6 protein-coding genes are annotated in these 19,298 nt (G+C 46.8%); 2 read left to right on the top strand and 4 right to left on the bottom strand.

Annotated features, from left to right (window positions below; translation table 11 throughout):
• Positions 1–13: 13 nt before the first annotated feature.
• From AC3CH4_RS04220 to AC3CH4_RS04230, 3 genes are read right to left on the bottom strand one after another with little or no spacing between them, the layout of a single operon-like run.
• Positions 14–6,028 (bottom strand): hotdog fold thioesterase, encoded by a 6,015-nt coding sequence (locus AC3CH4_RS04220; protein ID WP_488543343.1) that lies wholly within the window; start codon positions 6,026–6,028, stop codon positions 14–16.
• Entirely contained in the window at positions 6,025–8,067 is a 2,043-nt protein-coding gene (locus tag AC3CH4_RS04225; RefSeq protein WP_488543344.1) for a PfaB family protein, read from the bottom strand. Before AC3CH4_RS04225 ends, AC3CH4_RS04220 begins: the two co-directional genes overlap by 4 nt.
• Entirely contained in the window at positions 8,067–15,926 is a 7,860-nt protein-coding gene (locus AC3CH4_RS04230) for a phosphopantetheine-binding protein (protein ID WP_488543345.1), read from the bottom strand. The genes AC3CH4_RS04225 and AC3CH4_RS04230 overlap by 1 nt, the downstream gene beginning before the upstream one ends.
• 720 nt (positions 15,927–16,646) lie before the next feature.
• Between AC3CH4_RS04230 and AC3CH4_RS04235 the strand changes: the two genes are divergently transcribed.
• Entirely contained in the window at positions 16,647–17,462 is an 816-nt protein-coding gene (locus AC3CH4_RS04235; RefSeq protein WP_488543615.1) for a 4'-phosphopantetheinyl transferase family protein, read from the top strand.
• 20 nt (positions 17,463–17,482) lie between these two features.
• Here the strand turns inward: AC3CH4_RS04235 and AC3CH4_RS04240 are convergent, their stop codons facing one another.
• On the bottom strand, positions 17,483–17,890 hold the full coding sequence (locus tag AC3CH4_RS04240; RefSeq protein ID WP_009847292.1) for a thioesterase family protein: 408 nt from the start codon (positions 17,888–17,890) through the stop codon (positions 17,483–17,485).
• Positions 17,891–18,246: 356 nt separating this feature from the next.
• Here AC3CH4_RS04240 and AC3CH4_RS04245 point away from each other — a divergent pair, with 356 nt between their 5' ends.
• Positions 18,247–19,242, top strand: coding sequence for a TRAP transporter substrate-binding protein (locus AC3CH4_RS04245; RefSeq protein WP_004736072.1), 996 nt, complete (start codon positions 18,247–18,249; stop codon positions 19,240–19,242).
• Positions 19,243–19,298: the final 56 nt, after the last annotated feature.

Genomic DNA, 19,298 nt, shown 5'->3' on the forward strand with positions numbered 1-19,298 from the left:
CACTAATGGCGGCTTATGCTTTCTTGATACCAGAAGCTTTATCGCTAGCAGGGGCTTCTTCGATACAAATCGCGATGTCTTTCACTTCGTAAATACGCAGGCCATCTTTACTCAGGTTTGCGTCGCCAACGATGATACGTTTACCGTCTTCGTCTTTAATCGCAGTGATGTGTACATCCAGAGACATCTGTTTGTTCAGAGGGTTAATCTGACCACGATATTTCCATTTCACTTCAGATTGGATTTGACCAAACTTCGGATTGCGGAAGCCAGCGCCAAGGTCTTTGTTTAGCGCATAGGTTTGCATCAGTTCGATGATCGCTTCGACACCTAGAGAACCTGGCATTACCGGATCTTGATGGAAGTGGAACTGGAAGAACCAATCGCTCGGGTCAATCGTACGCTCTGCGTATAGGTAACCTAGGCCATCTTTACCACCATCGCTGGTGATCTGCACAGTATCGATAAAGTTCAAACGACCGCCTGCCAGTTGGTAGTGCTCTTGCACTTCACCCGTAGCAGAAATAGGTGCATTGAAGTAACGCGTCGTTTTGTCTAGCAGGTTGATGTTTACATCCGGTGTGCGGTTGTTATCAACGTGCCAAGGGTGAGTCACTTTACCGTTGTCCAAACCAAGTTGGTCTTTCAGTGCTGCGCCTTTGAAGTAACCAAATACCGCTGTACCTTGGTAGAACGGCACGCCGTCAGTGCTTAGCTCGAAGCTGAAGCTCTGTACGATGTTGGTGCCCATCATTACCGTTGAAAGCAGACGAGAATCGTTGGTGATGGTTTTGCCACGTAAATCGACATTGCGTAGCATTTTGCCGCTGCCGTCTAGGTTACGGAAAAACAACTCTTCACCCGGGAAGCCCAGTGTTGTGCCCATGTAGCCAGAGATAAAGCCGTTTGGCTGAAGTGAAATCTCCATTAATACCGAGTAAGGCATCAAGGTTTGGTGGCTATTTTCATCAAAGTACCATGCGTTTTCTGGCACTTCGTATTCAGCGATACATGAAGATGGTTTCTTGAATTCACCACGTTTACCTTCAATCTCAACCACACGTGTAGTTAGCTGCAAGTCGCCACACGGAGTACGTGGTGGGATCATTCCACGGTAGATTGAGAAATCAGGACCGAAACATTTCTCGATATCGCCAGTTGCGAACTCGAACATGTGATAAGGCGTGAACGGAACTGTGTCTGGCGTGCGGTTCGGGTAATCAGGCGTTACCGGAGCTTCAACGTGTTGAAGTGGAATTACACCTTTGTTTGGTGCAGTTGCTAGGTCTTCAATTTGAGCCATTAATGGTGCATTCGCTGAAGCCTGTTGGTTAACCGCTGGTGTTTGAGCGATGTGCTGAACTTCATTCTGCAACGCAGGTGTTGTGATAACCGTTTCATTTAGAGTTGGATTGACGGTTTCAGTTGTCTCTAAAGAAGGCAGGTAACGAGTACATTCGTCGTCTTCTTTGATCATCACACCCAAGTTTTGGAAATCAACAATCACTTTGCCGTTCAGCAAAATATCGATGTTAGCTTTCGCGTATGGGCGAGGGCTTAGACCAATCTCAGTTACTTCCATGCGGTAAGTCAGTTCTGCCGATTGTGGTAGAACTTGACCACGACAACGCACTTGTTGAGGGGCATTTTCAAGAGGTTGGAAACGACCATTTTGAACAAGCGTGTGCATGCCAAGATGCATCATGAAGAATTGAAGCAGTTGACCACAACCTTCTGCCATCAAAGAGCCAGCCATTACTGAGTCATCTTTGAAGTGACAAGGGAAGTACCAGTGCTCAGGCTCTAGCTGCTTGTGACCTTCAATCAGACCAAGTCCCCATGTGCCGCCTTGCGGTTCAACACGGCTAACCTTTTCGATCATCATGAACTTCTCTGAGCTGAAGCATAGAGAAGGCTGGTGGCTATTGGATTGGTGAGTTGGGCCAAAACATTCTGCAATGTTGGCAGTCAGTAGATGACGCAGTTCTTGGTGGTTAAACTGGGTTTTAGGGCAGTGCAACATAGGGTTGAAGCGTTGCTTAGTTGCAAGCTTACGCGCCTTGATTTCATCTTCAGTGTGAATCACACCTTTGCCATCTGCTAGCTCTTCATCAGTGAAGAAGCCCGCACAGCCGTTATCCATTTTCAGGATCATCTTGTCGCCAACGAAACATTCGTACGAGAAGAAGAACAGCAGCGTGTCGCCATTGCGAGCAAAGTTGTTGATTGAGATATCGTAACGCAGCGTATCGCCACCACGAGGCAAGTCGCCAAGGAAGGTCAGGGTACAATCAAGCAGGCGATAAACACGCTCACCTTTGTTTTCAAAATCAATGCCTAAGTAGCTGATCAGCATTAAGTCACATTGACCAGATTCAACTGCAACAGCCCAAGGGATCTGGCCATCTACAAGATACGGCGCATCAACTGCGATGTCGTACTCTGTGGTCATTGTGCTTGGCTTGTACTCGTTCACTGTCGCGTTGAGCTTAGTCACACGAGATACCAATAGGTAGTCGGTGGTTGGTAAGCGAACGCGGCGCGAGTAGCTATCGATGATCGCGTAATCAGGGCCAAATACGTTGGCGATGTCGCCTTCAGCGTATTCAACCAAATCATCGTAATCCCAGATACATGGTTTACGGATAGGTTTTACTGGTGCTGGCGTCGCTAATACGTTGACTGGTTCTGACTGAACCTGAGCCGGTTGAGCTTGAACAGGCTGAGCTAATGTTTGCTGACCAATCGTTTGTTGAGAAAGGGCATTGCTATCTAAACCAGATGTCACTGCGTTTAGCTGTGCTTTTAATAGCGCATCAGCCATTTGCATGCCTTGGGCGCGAGTGTGCAAGAATGCTTTGTGTACTTGCGGCGCTGCTTGCTGGTTTTGAGCAAAAGCTTGGTTGTGTGGTGTTACAGACGGCTGTGATGCTGCATCCGTATTAGCGTCGATATTCGATACGCCATTTTTAGCGGATAGGACATGAGTCATATTGCTGTGGTTACCTGTTAGCTGACTGTGGCGCGTTGGCGCCAGAGTAGGGGATACTGATGTAGGAGTTTCGATGACTGGCTCTACCGCGTTCTGCGCTAATGCGTTCTTCTCTAACTCTTTTTGCGCAAGGGCTGCTTTCATATTTGCTGTCGTTGGAACCGACGCCACTCTTGCTGCTTGTTTACCAGAAGCTTTCTGTTGAATCGTTGCTAAGTTAGTCACTGGAGTCTGGGCAATATGTTGATAGATATCGCGACCACCTAGAGTCACTTGCTTAACTAATTGACGTTTAGCATCGCTTGCGAGTTCATTGCTTAAACGAACCGATAGTGATTGAGATTCAACACTCGATTGGCTTAGTAGCAGCTGTGAACATTGTCCTTCGCTGATGTTGACAACAATCGCGCTCTTAGAACTGACATTCGGATTCAGAGGTGCAAGGTTCAGGTTGAGCAGACCGTGTAGCAGGCTCGCCATGCCAGAAGCAGCGGAGCAATGACCAACACGTTGACTCGCTTGAGTCGTCTTGGTAACCCCTAAGTTGAGAGGTACAAGCTCGTGTGATGAAGTCTCTGGTGCATGGTTAAGCTCAAGCAGAGAAACATCGTTCGAGCTCATACCGACTTGAGTCAGTAACTCATCAACAACGGCGTTGTTACGCTCGCTTGAGCCAAAGGCCAATGCATTGATACTGCCGTAAGCCGTGTCTTGGTTGCTCGCTACTCGGTTTTCTTCAACAAGAACAATTGCACCTGCGCCTTCACCCACATTCCAACTGCCGTCTTGCGGTTGTCCGAATTTTGGAGCAAGTGACACTGGGCTCACGCTGTTCTTCAGAATCACATGTTCTGCACTGCCGCTAAGGTCAACGGCTGCAATCACGACGGCGTCCATGGATTCTTGCGACATTAGGTTTTGCGCGACATCGATACAACGAGCAACCGACTGTTCAGCGGCTGAAATCGTAAACGCAGGGCCGTTAAAGTCCCACAATGAAGAGATACGCGAAGCCATGATATTGCCGATGAAACTGGTGTATTGGTTCAGCTTGGCTGCGTCCATCACACTGTCCATCGCGATGGTTTCTAGCGATTGGTATTCGTCTTGTGTTAGCTCAATACCCATGTTGGCAAAACTGTCAGCCAATTGGCTATGCAGGTTTACGCGTCCACGGAATTGGTGCATCTCAAGCTCAGTTTCCATCGCTACCAGTACTGCAACTTTTTGGCCTGCCACGAGCTTGGCGTCTTTGATGGCTTCGTCTGCCACTTTCATCAGTAGCAACTGCTGAGAGATCAAACGGTCATCTTCATTAGGCGGCACTTTAAAGCGTAGGAAATCGAGATCGAATTGATCGATGTACGCTCCGTTTGGAATGCCGTGTAAACCAAATTGACTCAGCAGTTCTGGATGTTGGTCTAAGCCTTTCCAGCGTTTCTTAGGCAAAGCAATGAAAGCATCGTTGTTGGTTTCAATGGCAGTGCTTAGCGCCTTGATACTTTGCAGAGAACCGAAGTGAGACGCGAGGCCAGTAATGCTTAAATTAGACGGCTGTAGGCTTGGAGACGCTGACTCTAGAGTTTGGTTTATATGACTCTTATCTGAATACGCTTCAAGTAGTAAGTGTGCGTTACAACCTCCGAAACCAAATACAGAAACACCCGCACAGCGCTCTTGGTTACCTGCTTTACTTGGCCAAGGTTGAACCTGCGTTGGCAGAGTCTGTGATCCAAATAAACCTTCAGGCGATGATAGTGGCTTGTCCAAATTAATACTTGGAGGAAGCACGCCTTCTTTCATCGCAAAGATCATCTTCATGATCCCTGGCATACCTGCCGCAGTCAGTAAGTGACCGAGGTTGGACTTAGCAGAGCCAATCAATGGCGGGTTAGAACCATTCAATTTGTCAGCAAAGAAACGCTCCATTGAGGTTAACTCAACCTTGTCACCTAATGGTGTGCCGGTTGCGTGACATTCAATCACTTCAATGCTGTCTGGTGTTAGGTTTGAAGCCTCGTAAGCGCGTTCAAAGGCTTGGACTTGTCCCTTGCTATTTGGGCTTAATACGAACTGGCCACGGCCATCGTTCGACAAGCCAATACCGCTGACAACTGCGTAAATATTATCGCCATCACGCTCTGCATCAGCTAAGCGTTTTAGGACTAAAACACCAGCACCTTCGCCAGCAAACAAACCTTTACTGTTGCTATCAAACGGAACCGACACACCGTGGTCAGGGTAAGCGTGGAAGATGGAAAAACCCATGTTGATAAAGAATGGGTCAGCACCGGATACCGCGCCTGCCAACATCATGTCGGCTTTGCCTGTATTCAAGTAATCACAGGCTAACTTCAATGAATACACTGAACTTGCACATGCCGCATCTAGGCTAAGTTGCACGTTGCCTAGACCCAATGCATCAGCCACTAATTTAGAGGCGTTATGTGCAGCTGCACCGTTGATCGGGTTGAGGTTTTGCGCAGTTTCATTGGTTGGTAGCAGTGAAAACTGGTCATTAGCCAATTTATCTTTAAGTGCTTTCTCGACCACCGAGTGATACATCGGCAGAAACAAGTCGTTTGAGCGTGTGGTTGGGAACGAAAGGGCACCCATGATCACGCCTGTGCGCTCTAAAACATCGGCATTTAAATTAATGCCTGCGTCGACTAACGCCTTACGACTGGTGTCCAAAGCCCATAGGAAGCTTTGATCTACGCCGTTAAATGATTCTGCTGTTAAGCGGTAGCCATTGCTATCGAAATTGAAGTTTTCAATGTAGCCGCCTTTGTCACAGTAAAAGCGGTCTGACTCACCTTGCACGCCCTGATAGCTTTCAGGTTTAGCACCTAACTTTTCAGCGCTTAATGTGGTTCGAGAATCTTTTTTATCCAGCAAGTTTTGCCAAAAATCTTTTGGCGTATCAGCTTCGGGGTATTGGTTCGCAATACCGACAATCGCGATCTTATTGCACTTCACTTGCTGTTTGTTTTGAGCCTGATATTTATATTGAGATGGTTTCGATTGAGAACTCATACTAGCTCTCCTTGATGATTCACTGCGCTGCCTTGAGACACACCACGTAATTGCTTAGCGGCGGTGATCTGTTGTTCTAGCCCTTGAATAAGTGGCTCGACAGACAATGGAATTTGATGAGTAATGAGCTGACCAATGCACTTGATGAGCGTGACAACATCGTCACCGCCTTTGGCATTGGAAGCGATTGTGCAGTACTGGTCGGCTACGTTGTCGCTACGATTGATCTTGTCGATCAATGTGCTGGTTTGACGATCGGCACCTACTTCGACAAACAGGCGAGCACCTTGCTGACGCGCACTTTGGATCAACGCGGTGAAATCCAGCGTTGAACAGAAAGTGTCGGCAATCGAAAGGGCGATGCTGTCGCTGTCGATATTGATTGGTGTGCCAGTCGGTAGACCTGCTGCGCTGATAAAGCGGATATGCTTTGGCAATTCGTCGAACAGTGGTTGAGTGTAAAACTCACGCACTTGGCTATGTTGACTCAATGCTGGTGTGGTGTGCATTGCGGTAACACGGTTCGCGGCAATGCCACGTTTACCTAGTTTTTTGAGTAGTGCGCGACAGGTGGTTTCACAACCGGCCAGTACGCAAGTGTCGCCTTGGATGATAGCGAGATAAGCGCGTGGGAATTCTGGTAACAGAGCCTCAATCGCTTGTGCATCACTGCGAACCACAAAGCTATTCCATTGGATGCTTTCGTCGCCGTTTAACTGCCAATCTTGACGTACTGCGGTGAGTTCGCCAGAAATAGCCGTGGTGAAAATAGGGCTAGTTTGAGTCATCTCGATCAGCGCATGTGGTTTTTTCCAAACATTTAAGCTGGCCCACATGGAGGCTTCACCCTTGGAGTAACCCAAGGCGAAGTCAGGCTGCACTTTGAATTCATCACATAGCAGTTGTGTTAACAGATAACTACTGCCCACACCTGCAATGGCCAATTCACTGAGCGACATTTCTTGCGCGTCTTCAGCGTAGGTTTTGTCGGCCTGCAGCATCTCTTTCAAGTTACCTTCGCGTTCTAAACGAGCAAACAACTGTGGGAAATGGTGGTGAAATTCGCGCAACATACCGGGATAAACCGTGCCAACACCAGGGTAAACAAATGCAACGCCACCTTTGCTTTGAGGCATCGGTGAGAAACAACTGCCCGCTGGCGTTTTGTATTGGCTATTGTCAGCCATTACTTTTGGCAGCGCATTTTCTAGCGCAGTGATTTCTTGTAGTGCAGCCTCAATTGAAGCGGCCTGAATCACGATGTTCGCGCCAAGGTCAACATTGTGCTGAACGCTTTGAAAGTGGCTTAGGTTTGAATGCATCAAGGTGGCGATAGCAAGTTCACGGTCTGCCGATTCGCTAATGCATTTAAGTTCTTCTCTTAACGAGGTTAACTGAGAAACCAATTGAGCTTGGTCATTGCCTGAAACCACAAACATCAAACGCTCGCTCGATAGCAATGGTTTTGGTTCGCGCAAACCGGTCGCTTGAATCAATATCAGGCTGGTGGCTTTTTGGCTATCATCACTGAAAGTTAACGCAGCAACACGTGCTTTGTTCGGCTCAGTGAACCAGTAATGGTTAGGTAATGAACGGCTCGATATCGCCTCAATCATATTCAACAACTCATTAAACTGCTGCGACGCAGATAGGGTTGAGTATTGTTGTTGATGGCTTATATCTGAAGCGGGGCGGCGTGACATCTCTAGAGCAAGCTGAACGCTATCTCCATTATTTAGATCGAGAGTTTCGGCAAAGCCCGCTAAATTCGCGTGTGGGTGGATCTTATTCTGAGCAGCATTCAGCGCACTTAACATCAACAATGATGGTGAGTGAGAACCCAAACAGAGTTTAACAGCACTGCCTTGATTTACAGTCTCAATCGCTCGGCTAAGTGCTTGATTAAAATTGCCATCAACCACAACAGTCATCATGTCTGGGAACGAGGGGCATAAGTCGGCAGAAAGCTCAGCCGCGTTTGCTGGCTGAGCTAAAAGAGCGATGCGCAATGGCATCGCTTTATTAGAAGGAACAGTCACTATGACAATTGCTCCTTTTCTGGGTTCTTAGTCGCCTCTTTCTTCGATACTGCTGAGCTAGACTTCGGCAAAAATGCGTCGTTTAAGCTCTTGCTGATGGTGACTTTTGCACCTTTCATTACTGCGCTTAAACGACCATCTTGGTGGTAAAGCGAGATATCAGCTTGCAGCGAACGAGCCGTGCTTTTTATCACGCTCAGCTCTAGCCAACCTTGGTCACCATCGTGCATCGGTGCGTAACAAATAAACTCACCGATTGCAGACGGTAGGCTTGCCGCGCCGTATTTCAATCGAGCCCATACCAACATGGCTTGCAACAGATAATCTTCAGCAAATGGCTGGCTATCGCCAAAGCCTTGCTTAGGAATAAATGCTCCGCAGTCGCTGTTTTCAATCTGAGGCAACTGGCATTGAGCCAATAAACCTAAGTCGTCAAAGCGTTCGACTGAGGTAATACCTTGCAATCTTGGTCCATGAAACAGAGTGCCGTCACTGTATAGAGCTTGTGCCGTTGTTACAGGTGCTGAAGTGTTGGCCTCAAAGCGTTTTACTGACGCTTGTTGAACATCTTCAGACACTTGCACAGAGGCAACTTGCAACTGAGCTTGATACTGTGGTCGCCCTTGGCAACTGATCACCGCTTTTAGCTGATCTTTTGATTTAGCATCAGAAGAAAGAACCAGTTTCAGCTCTTGCACTTCATCGGTATCAAAAATCACACCTTTCAGCAGTTTGTAGTTGTGAACGCTAACGTTCACCCCTAACAGTTGCTCTGCGACTTCACGCATCCATTGGATGGCACACACTGTCGGTAACACTGGGTTACCGGCAATGCAGTGATCTTGAATGAAAGGCAATGCCTTTGGATCAAGATGACGTGTCACAGTGATGCTTGTATTCAGCGGACTCTTTGCAAGATGCACAGACTCCGCATTAAGCTTTTTTACAGCAGCTTCCTTGTTGTCAGAACCTTGCATGCTCGTACCAACCAGCAATTGAATGCCAGTTTCGTCCAGTAGTTGAGAACTAAATAGCTCTGCACCCGCCTGAAGAGGAATCACGTACACACCACGCTCTGTAAACATGCGTTTCAGTGCTGCGTTGACCATGCCACCGTCCCACGGTCCCCAATTGAAGCTCATCACTTTAGCTTGAGGGTTGCGAGCAGACAGCTGTAGAGCCGCTTTGTTCAGGATCTCGTTAGACATTGAGTAGTCACTTTGGCCTGTGTTTCCGTAGAAACCCGCCGCCGAAGAGAACATCGCAATCAGTTTTAGCTTGCTGCTATCAAGACCACCAAGAACTGCTTCTAGTCCGCCCACTTTCGTGCCGTAAACCATGTTCAGTTCATCAAGCGTTTTATCTTGAATGTGTTTGTCAGCCAGTACGCCTGCACCGTGGATAAGCCCCGTGATGCCTTCGAAATTCGCCAGCGTTTTCGCTACTGACTCATGGTTCGATACATCTAGGCTTAGGTATTCAGCGCTCGCGCCAATCTCGTTGAAAGCGGCAAGTGCTGCGTTGATTTCAAGGCTGCTCAATACCGGTTTTAGCAAGGTATCAACTTTCTTAGGCGTTGGTTTGTCACCTGTTGCTTGTAGGTGAGCGATAGCCGCTGGTTTTAGCTCTTTCTCTTGCTTACCTTTTGCCCACTGAGGTAGCTCAGCTGAAGTAATATGCTTACTACGACCTGCAAGAATGAAATGAGATTTACATTGCTTAGCAAGCGTCAGTGCACATTCAAACGTCACGCCTTTAGCGCCACCAGTTACGAGAACTTTGTCGCTCTTGGTGAGTTGAGCGCCTGTGTTTTTAGTTTGTGCAACGCCTGGTGTTGTCGCAATCAGTGTTGCACGACCAGATTCACCGTTTTCCGCATGGCTAAGGCCGATTTCAACCGTGTTGGTATCGATATCGAACAGTTCACCTGTGAAAGCTTCAGCTAGATGACGAGCATCAATCGAAGCGTCAGCATCCAATGCGCGGCAGAACACGTTTGACCATTCATGGCTCAGTGTCTTAGTGAGACCAGACAACGCGGCTTGGTTAAGTTCTGCGTTCGCTAATTGCTTAGTATCTAGGTAACCAAAGCCACCATCGATACGGCTTAGCGTGAAGAACACGCTGCGACCAGAAGCAGCATTCAGTTGGCCATTTAGGTGCTTCGCGAACAAGAACGCTGTGGTTAGCGAAGCTCTTGAATCTGCATTCAAGTTAACCGCTTGCTCGTTGCTTTGTTTTGCATCAACGATAGCTTGTAGGTGAATGAAGCCAGCAATCACTTTGTTCGACGTTTTAAGGTCTGCTTCGATGTCGTTAATCACAGCTGTCACACCAGCATCATCGATACTGTTAAGTGTGTAGCTTGCGATTTCACTGTTTAAAGGTGACGCGGCAGAAAGAGCACTACGCACTACAGCAACTTGAATGCCGTTAGCGGTCAACTTCTCTGCTAGAACACCAGCGTTGTGACCATCATCTGTGATCACGACACAAGCGTCTTTTGAGAAACAATCGACGAGTTTATCTGCCGCTGGTAGCTTTTTTAGCGCTACCTCATTGTGTGGAGGTAGTTCCGCTGTTGCTGTTTCTGCGATAGGCGTTACTGACTCAGCTTTTGGAGTCGCTACGGGTGCAGCAGCGGATAGCTTGCTTTGCATGTAAGTAACGATTTCACCAAGCGTACGACACTCAGCTAGGTCTTCAGGGTTTAGTTCTGGCAGCGTTGGTAGCTGGTCTTGAACTGTACCTAGGATCTCAACGCGTTTGATAGAGTCGATACCAAGGTCTGCTTCCATGTCCATCGCTAGGTCGAGCATTTCTGCTGGGTAGCCAGTTTTATCGGCAACCACTTCCATCATGGTTGATTGAACATGAGCAGGGTTTAGGTCGTTGCTCGCGCTTTCTACAGTTGCTGCAGCGACTTCTGTACTCGTAGTAGCAGTAGCGCCTAGCTTACTATTCATGCCTTTAGTATTCATGTAAGCAACGATTTCACCCAGAGTACGACACTCAGCCAAATCTTCAGGGTTCAGCTCTGGCAATGTTGGTAGCTGGTCTTGAACTGTTCCAAGGATCTCAACACGTTTGATTGAGTCGATGCCAAGGTCTGCTTCCATGTCCATTGCTAGGTCGAGCATTTCTGTTGGGTAGCCTGTTTTATCAGCCACTACGCTCAGCATTGTGCTTTGAACTTGTTCTGCGTTTAAACCGTTTGATACTGCTTGCGCTGGTGCAGATGCTTGAGCTGCTACTGGAGCAGAAGCTGGAAGCTTACTGTTCATGTAGTCAACAATTTCGCCTAGAGTGCGACATTCAGCTAAGTCTTCAGGGTTTAGCTCTGGAAGAGTCGGTAGCTCGTCTTGAACCGTACCTAGAATTTCAACACGCTTGATTGAATCGATACCAAGGTCAGCTTCCATATCCATTGCTAGATCTAGCATTTCAGTCGGGTAGCCCGTCTTCTCTGCTACCACTTCTAACATCGTCTTCTGAACAACAGCTGCATCTAGTCCATTGTTAGCTGCTGCTGGAGCAACTACTTCCGTTTGTGCTGCAACTGGTGCAGAAGCCGGAAGTTTACTGTTCATGTAGTTAACGATTTCGCCAAGAGTGCGACACTCAGCTAAGTCTTCAGGGTTCAGCTCTGGAAGAGTAGGCAGTTCATCTTGAACTGTACCAAGAATCTCAACACGCTTGATTGAGTCGATACCAAGGTCTGCTTCCATATCCATTTCTAGATCAAGCATTTCCGTTGGGTAACCTGTCTTCTCAGCAACCACTTCTAGCATGGTTTGTTGAACGACTTTTGCATCAAGGCCATTAGCTACAGCAGCTGCTTGAACTGGTGCAGCTTCATTAATTGAAACTCCAGAAGGCATCTTGCTGTTCATGTAGGTAACGATTTCACCAAGAGTACGACACTCAGCTAAATCTTCAGGGTTCAGCTCAGGTAGGTTCGGCATTTCGTCTTGAACGGTACCAAGGATCTCTACGCGCTTGATTGAGTCGATACCAAGGTCTGCTTCCATGTCCATTTCTAGATCAAGCATCTCCGTTGGGTAACCCGTTTTCTCAGCGACCACTTCTAGCATCACTTTTTCAGCATCGGCTGATTGTACTGCTACTGGTGCAACCACTGGAGCCGGTTGCGCTTTAACTGGCACAGGCTGAGCTGCAACCGGTGCTGCTGCTTGAGCGGCTACTTGTGGTGCAGGAACGGCTTTCTGGACTGGAGCTTGCTGAACTGTTGTATTTTGAACTGGTGCTGCTTGAACCGACTGAGCTTGTACAGGAGCAGTTTGTACTTGAGCTACAGGCTGTTGGACGATAGCTGCTGGAGTCGTTTGAGTAGCTGGAGCTTGAATCGCTGGCTGAGCATTTACTGGCGCAACGAAGGTTGGTTGTGCTGTTTCGGCTGAACCTTGCGTCAGCATATTAAGTGCTGAGTTGTTGCTGTGCGCTTGCATCTCTAGGTAATGAGCGTGCGCTTTTAGCGTCTCTGCTTGGTGCTGGTGGAACATTTCCATAGAACGTTGTAGGTTCTCAGGAATTGCTACGCCTGCTGTTGCCATTTTCGCTTGCTCAGACATTAGGGTATTGAACGTGTCACCGTATTGTTGAGGAATCGCAAGGAACTGCTGATGTACTTCTGCTGCTTGTTGTTGAGCATTGAAGAACGATTGCAGTGAATATTCATCAACTGTTACTTGAGCTGTTGGCTGAATAGTCGCTGGTGCAGGTTGCGTCACTTGAGGCTGCTGAGCTGCTGTTACTACTTGTGCACTTGGTGCTGCAACTGATTGTTGTACATTTGAAGCTTGAGGAGCAGGCACATGTACTTCAACGATTTCTGTTTTGATCACTTCTTTTTCCACGATTTTCTCGACTTCAACTTTCACTTCAACAATCTCAGTTTTTTCGGTGACGTTGCCCGAAGCCAGTGATTGATCCATTTTCTTACGAGTAGCAGGGCTGATGTAGTTGGTTGCATTCAGCTTGATGTTCATTGGTGATGCCTTTGCAGGTTCAGCAATGTCAGCTTGGTAAGGGTCAATGTTGTCTAATGAAACACCTGCCACGCACAGTTGAACCGCAGCTAAACGAAGCTGTTGGTCACTGTCGCCTTTAGGGCTTGGGTTGATGCTGATTGCGTAAAGCTCTTCGTTCTTATCAGCCAATGTTTTCTCAACCAGCTTTTGAAGAATGTTCTTCGGACCGAACTCAACGAATACACGCGCACCGGCTTCATACATCGCTTCAATTTGCTCGCTGAAACGAACCGATTGCAGCATGTGCTGTTTGAATGCTTTCTTAATCGCTTTCGCGTCTTTGCTGTGCAGTTTGCCCGTTGCGTTTGAGTAAAGCGGCAGCGTTGGAGCGCTGAATGAAGCTTTATCAATTGCAGAAGCAAATGGTTTTTGAGCGTGAGCAACAAGCGGTGTGTGGAAAGCACCAGACACTGGCAGAGCAATCGCTTTGAAGCCTTGTTCTGTTAGCGCTTGTGCTGCTTGTTGAACCGTCGCAGTTGGACCTGCAATAACCAGTTGAGTCGGAGCGTTGTAGTTGGCAATGCTCACGCCTTCGAATTGGCTGATGCAGCTTTCAACGGCTGGAAGCTTGTCTGCGTCTAAGATGACCGCAAACATAGTACCGCTGTCGCCTTGTTCAGGTGTTGCTGCCATTGCATCGCCACGAGCGAAAGCTAGCTGGTAGTAATCGTCTTGCGAGATAACACCCGATGCACATAGTGCACTTAGTTCACCAAAGCTATGACCTGCCACCATGTCGGCTTTGAAGCCAGCTTGAGTCATGATGTCGAACTGACCCATAGACACCGTACCAATCGCACTTTGCGCATTGGCCGTGTTGGTTAACACTGCTTCTTGAGCTTTGGTTGCTTCTGGTGTGAAGGTTGGAATTGGGAACAGAATTTGCGACAGAGCCGTTTTCTTGTGCTGACCAAATACTTGATCCGCTTGAGCAAGCTGTTGGCGCATTTCAGGGTAATGACAAGCAAGCTCGCGGCCCATGTTCAGGTATTGCGAACCTTGACCTGCAAATAGCGCTGCCACTTTACCTGCACCGTTTTCAGCAATCAGTGCCGATTCACGGTAGCTAGTACCGTTTGGCATCTGCCAATGTGCTTTGGTTTGGCTTTCAAGCATAGAAACCGCTTGAGTCAGTTGCGTTTGAAGGTCTGCTTGGTCAGTCACGACTAAACCAATACGAGCATGCTTAGCGTTAACTTCACGTAGAGCGTGTTGCTCAGCAAGCGTTTCCAGTTTGAACGCAGCGTCTGCAGCTTGAGTTGAAACCTGCTTGAGTTCATTGATCAGTGCTTGACGAGATTCTGCGCTGAATAACAGAGTTTGCGGAACTTGGCGCTGACGGTATTTGTCACCGCGAGCGTGTTCTGGTGTGTATTCTTCCATTACTACGTGGAAGTTAGTGCCACCAAAACCAAATGAGCTGATACCTGCACGGCGCGGTGTACCGTCGACACGTTTCATCCAAGGACGCGTTTGTGTGTTTAGGTAAAACGGTGAGTTCTCGATATCCAACTTAGGATTCGGAGCTGATACGTTGATCGTTGGCGGCAGCACTTTGTGGTGTAAAGCCAATGCAGCTTTGATTAAACCTGCTGTACCTGCGGTTGATTTAGTGTGACCAATTTGAGATTTCACAGAGCCTAACGCAATGTGTTGCTTCTCTTCATTGTTCTCACTGAATACTGAGTTTAGGCCACCAAATTCAGCTACATCTCCGGCAGCTGTACCTGTGCCGTGCGCCTCTAAAAGACCAAGCGTGTGCGGTGCGAAACCTGCATCATCGTAAGCACGCTTTAGTGCCTTTGCTTGTCCTTCAGGGCGAGGCGCGTAAATACTCTTGAACTTACCGTCCGAAGAAGAACCCACACCTTTAATTACTGAGTAGATTCTGTCGCCGTCGCGTTCAGCATCTTCAAGACGCTTAAGAGCAACCATGCCAATACCTTCACCAATCATCATGCCTTTTGAGTCGATGTCGAAAGGTTGAATGGTTTCATTGGTGGTAAATGCAGGTGTTTTAGAGAAGCTCATGTACATGGTTGGCGAGTTATCAGTACACACACCACCTGTGATCATCATTTCACTGCGGCCTTCAACCAGCTCACTAAGAGCCATGCGCATTGCGGCTAGAGAACCTGCACACGCAGCATCTACCACACAGTTGATGCCACCAAGGTCAAAGCGGTTAGCGATACGACCTGAAATTACGTTACCCAACGAACCAGGGAAGGAGTTCTCTTCCCAGTGGATGTATTGGTCTTGGAATTTTTTGATCAGCATTTCGCTGTCTTCGTCGTTGATGCCACTGCTCTTGAATACTTTTTTCAAAACAGGGTATTGCAGACGAGCATTTAGGCTTTGAGCGATCTTTTGACCACCACCAACACCGAGCGTAATACCGATCTTATCGCGATCGTAGCCTTCAGGCAGCTTGGCATCTTCAAGCACTTCTTTTGCAACGATCAGAGAAAGTAGCTGTGATGTATCAGTCAGTTCTAGGATATTTGGCGGAAGGCCGAACTCCATTGGGTTGAAGTCCACTTCAGGGATGAAACCACCGCGCTTACAATAAGACTTGTCTGGCGTAGTACGATCTGCATCGTAGTAATCTTCTGGACGCCAGTGCGTATCTGGTACTTCGGTAATTGCATCGATCTTTTCACTGATCAAATCCCAGAACTTATTTAAGTAACGGGAGTTCGCAAACATGCTTGCCATACCAACGATAGCAACTGGCATATCTTTAAGGCGTTTATTGAGTCGAGTGTCGTCGACTGATTCCGGTGTATTTTTTTCGGGTTGGCTCATTATGAGTCTCCACTTGAAATCACTGAGGGCGATGTCGTGTTTTGAGGCTGCGTTTCTAAATGGATCGAAAATAAATCTGAAACAGACTTGGGCAAACGCAGCTGAAGAGTAAGGTTGCCAAAAGTAGGCCACCTAACTGAAATAGGGTGTGCGAAGTACATTGACTTGCGGGAGTTGAGAACGTGTTTCATGCGCGAAGAGGGCATTCGAATGTGAGGGTCATGTCCATTAAAATCCTGTCCAAAGTACTGCTTTTGTGCAAAGCAGGTATCCGCAAAAAAAACGTGTGAATTTGTTTAATGGTTGAGCAGGCTACCCGAGGTGAGTAGTTGATACAATGCTCCCAGCGGCCACTATGATCTGTTCAGACCAGATGAATCGAGTGTGTTTTTAATTTTTGTATTTTTATTGTATTTAACTTATTGATATTTAATGGGTATGAATTGTTTTTTAGTGTTTATACTCTATTTTTTGGCTTGATGAGATCTATGTCAGGTTTTTGTAAGTAAGGTTTAATAGATGACTGTTTAACAAGGCTGAGTGTGATCTGTGTTTTAATTTGTTATTATTTTAAAATCAAATTCCAAGCCCTCATATGAAGGATGTTTCCTTCCCGATTTCTCTATGTTTATAGCAAATCATAGGTGAGTTAAATTTGTTCGTTTTGATGTTTTTTTGATAGCTTGATGAGAGTGGTTTGAATAAATGAGTGCTAGAGATATGGGAATACCGATTGTGGATTTGTGGCTTTGCTCTCTGAGTGATTTACATGATGATATCGATAGCGTGTCGTACTTAAAACAGAGACTCACTATGGATGAGATAGCCAAAGTTGATCGCTATCGAATGCCCTCATCTCAGGTTCAAGCTTTGTACGTTCGTAACTATCTAAGAAAGGTGTTGTCTTGCTATTCTGATTTGAGGCCAGAAGAGTGGCGGTTTGAATATGGCGAGAAAGGTAAGCCAAGCCTAATTACAGAACAACAAATTAAAACGGGATTGAATTTCAATATAAGCCATAGCCAAGAGCATTTGTTGATCGCAGTTTGCCAATTCCAAGGACAACTACTTCAACTAGGTGTAGATATCGAGCATGCAAGAAGCTCGACCAATATCGATTCGATCATGAAGCACTATTTTTCAGATGCAGAACTTACGGATTTACTTGAACTCAACAAAGAAGAACAGAGAGAGCGTTTTTTCGATCTGTGGGCATTGAAAGAGTCGTACATCAAAGCGACGGGCAAGGGGCTAGCGACATCGTTGCGAAGCTTTTCGTTTGATTTCTCTAGCTTGACTAACAAGACATTGGAACTCAGAACGTCAGGCTTTCAAACAGGGTTGTATAGCGAAATCAAGCTACATAGCGGGATTGGGTTGGATTTGGATTCTGCTCAAGAAGACGATATTTCTACAGATTGGCAATGTTGCTTGGGTCGATTAGATGACCAGTACCGTTTTGCCGTGACTCTTGGTGGAAATTTGCTACCCATGCAGATAGAGATGAGAACCTTTTCGTTGTCTCATCTCTTTTAAGCTAGTTTGGTGAGGTGAAGTTAGCTCGTTTCGCCAAGCATCGCTTTTAATACTTCGGCAGGCACTGGCTGCAGTTGCTTGTCTTTATCTAGGCAAACCATTTCGATATCACCAATCACCGCAGGCTTAGTTGCATCTTTGCGCCACACTTCTTGTCGCCATAGCGTTTTGTATTTTCCATCGAGTTCAAAAGAGGTTCGGATGTCGCAGATCTCAGCGAACTCAACTCCATCTTGAAAAGTCATGTTGGCTTTATACACCGCAAACCCCAGTCCATGCTCGTTCCACAAGGTTGCCAGTTTATCGCTGCCCAATACATGCTCGCGTGCACGCTCAAAGTACTTTAGAAAGTTAGGGTGATAAACCACACCTGAGTGATCGGTATCTTCATAGTAAATTTGTACTGGGTGATGGTAGATCTGACTCATTGGTATCAACTCTTGTTAAGTAGTGAAGTGGTAAATCTGGCTAAGTTGTGCAGCACTTTACAGGATAGGTTGAAATTACTTCAAGGCATCATAGCCAAACTCGCTTTTGGTCAGACCTCATTTGGCCTCATTCATTACTAATACGTTGGTCAGCTTCCACCCATTTACAAATATTCTATGTGTCACTTCCCACCCATTAATTTTTGCAGCGAGTTGGCGACTACTACAGGCAGATCTCATGAAGCCTTATGGTTAAAGGGTTGTTAATGCCTTGTTTCAATGTGGCGCGCTAATTGCCTTAATGAAAGCACGCAGTTCCCATTGATGGGCTGCTTTGTTTACTAAGGAGAATAATAATGTTTAAGCCTCTTACCCTGCTGTCTGTATCTGCTCTGGCGCTCACAAGCTTTAATGCTGCTGCAAACTGTGACCCTGGTGAAATTGTGATTAAGTTCAGTCACGTAACCAATACTGATAAGCACCCGAAAGGCATTGCTGCTTCTTTACTAGAAGAGCGAGTAAACACGGAAATGAACGGCAAAGCTTGTATGCAAGTTTTCCCTAACTCAACACTTTACGATGATAATAAGGTACTGGAAGCCCTGTTAAATGGTGATGTTCAAATGGCGGCGCCATCGTTGTCTAAATTTGAGAAGTTCACTAAGAAATACCGCATTTTTGACCTTCCTTTCCTATTTGAAGATGTAGAAGCTGTTGACCGTTTCCAAAACTCGGAGTCAGGCGAAAAACTGAAGAATGCAATGAAGCGTCGTGGCTTACAAGGTCTAGCGTTTTGGCACAATGGCATGAAACAGATGTCGGCGAATAAACCTCTTATCAACCCTGAAGATGCGGAAGGTTTGAAATTCCGTGTTCAAGCATCAGACGTATTGGTGGCTCAGTTTGAGCAACTAGGTGCTAACCCACAGAAGATGTCTTTTAAAGAAGTATACGGCGGTCTGCAAACTAAGGTTATCGATGGCCAAGAGAACACATGGTCAAACATCTACGGTAAGAAGTTCTTTGAAGTACAAGACGGCGTAACTGAAACCAATCACGGCATCTTGGATTACCTAGTTGTAACGTCAAACGACTTCTGGAAAGACCTACCTGAAGATGTACGTACACAGCTTGGTACTATCGTTCAAGAAGTCTCTGAAACACGTAATGCAGAATCTTCAAAAGTTAATCTAGCGAACAAAAATAATATCATCGAAGCCGGTGGTGAGGTTCGTACACTTACGCCTGAACAGCGTGAAGCATGGGTAGCTGCACTTCAACCAGTATGGAAGAAGTTTGAAAAAGACATCGGTTCAGACCTTATCGATGCAGCGTTAGCTTCAAACCAATAACACCGCTAAGGGAGTGGCGTGCATTTCGCCACTCCTTATTAAAATAACTATAAGCG

The organism is Vibrio sp. QJM3NY_26 (assembly GCF_057786005.1).

Bases quoted from the DNA above. Each gene is read 5' to 3' on its own strand.
- AC3CH4_RS04245 (WP_004736072.1), top strand. From the start codon at position 18,247: ATGTTTAAGCCTCTTACCCTGCTGTCTGTATCTGCTCTGGCGCTCACA.
- AC3CH4_RS04230 (WP_488543345.1), bottom strand. From the start codon at position 15,926: ATGAGCCAACCCGAAAAAAATACACCGGAATCAGTCGACGACACTCGA.
- AC3CH4_RS04220 (WP_488543343.1), bottom strand. From the start codon at position 6,028: ATGAGTTCTCAATCGAAACCATCTCAATATAAATATCAGGCTCAAAAC.
- AC3CH4_RS04235 (WP_488543615.1), top strand. From the start codon at position 16,647: ATGGGAATACCGATTGTGGATTTGTGGCTTTGCTCTCTGAGTGATTTA.
- AC3CH4_RS04240 (WP_009847292.1), bottom strand. From the start codon at position 17,890: ATGAGTCAGATCTACCATCACCCAGTACAAATTTACTATGAAGATACC.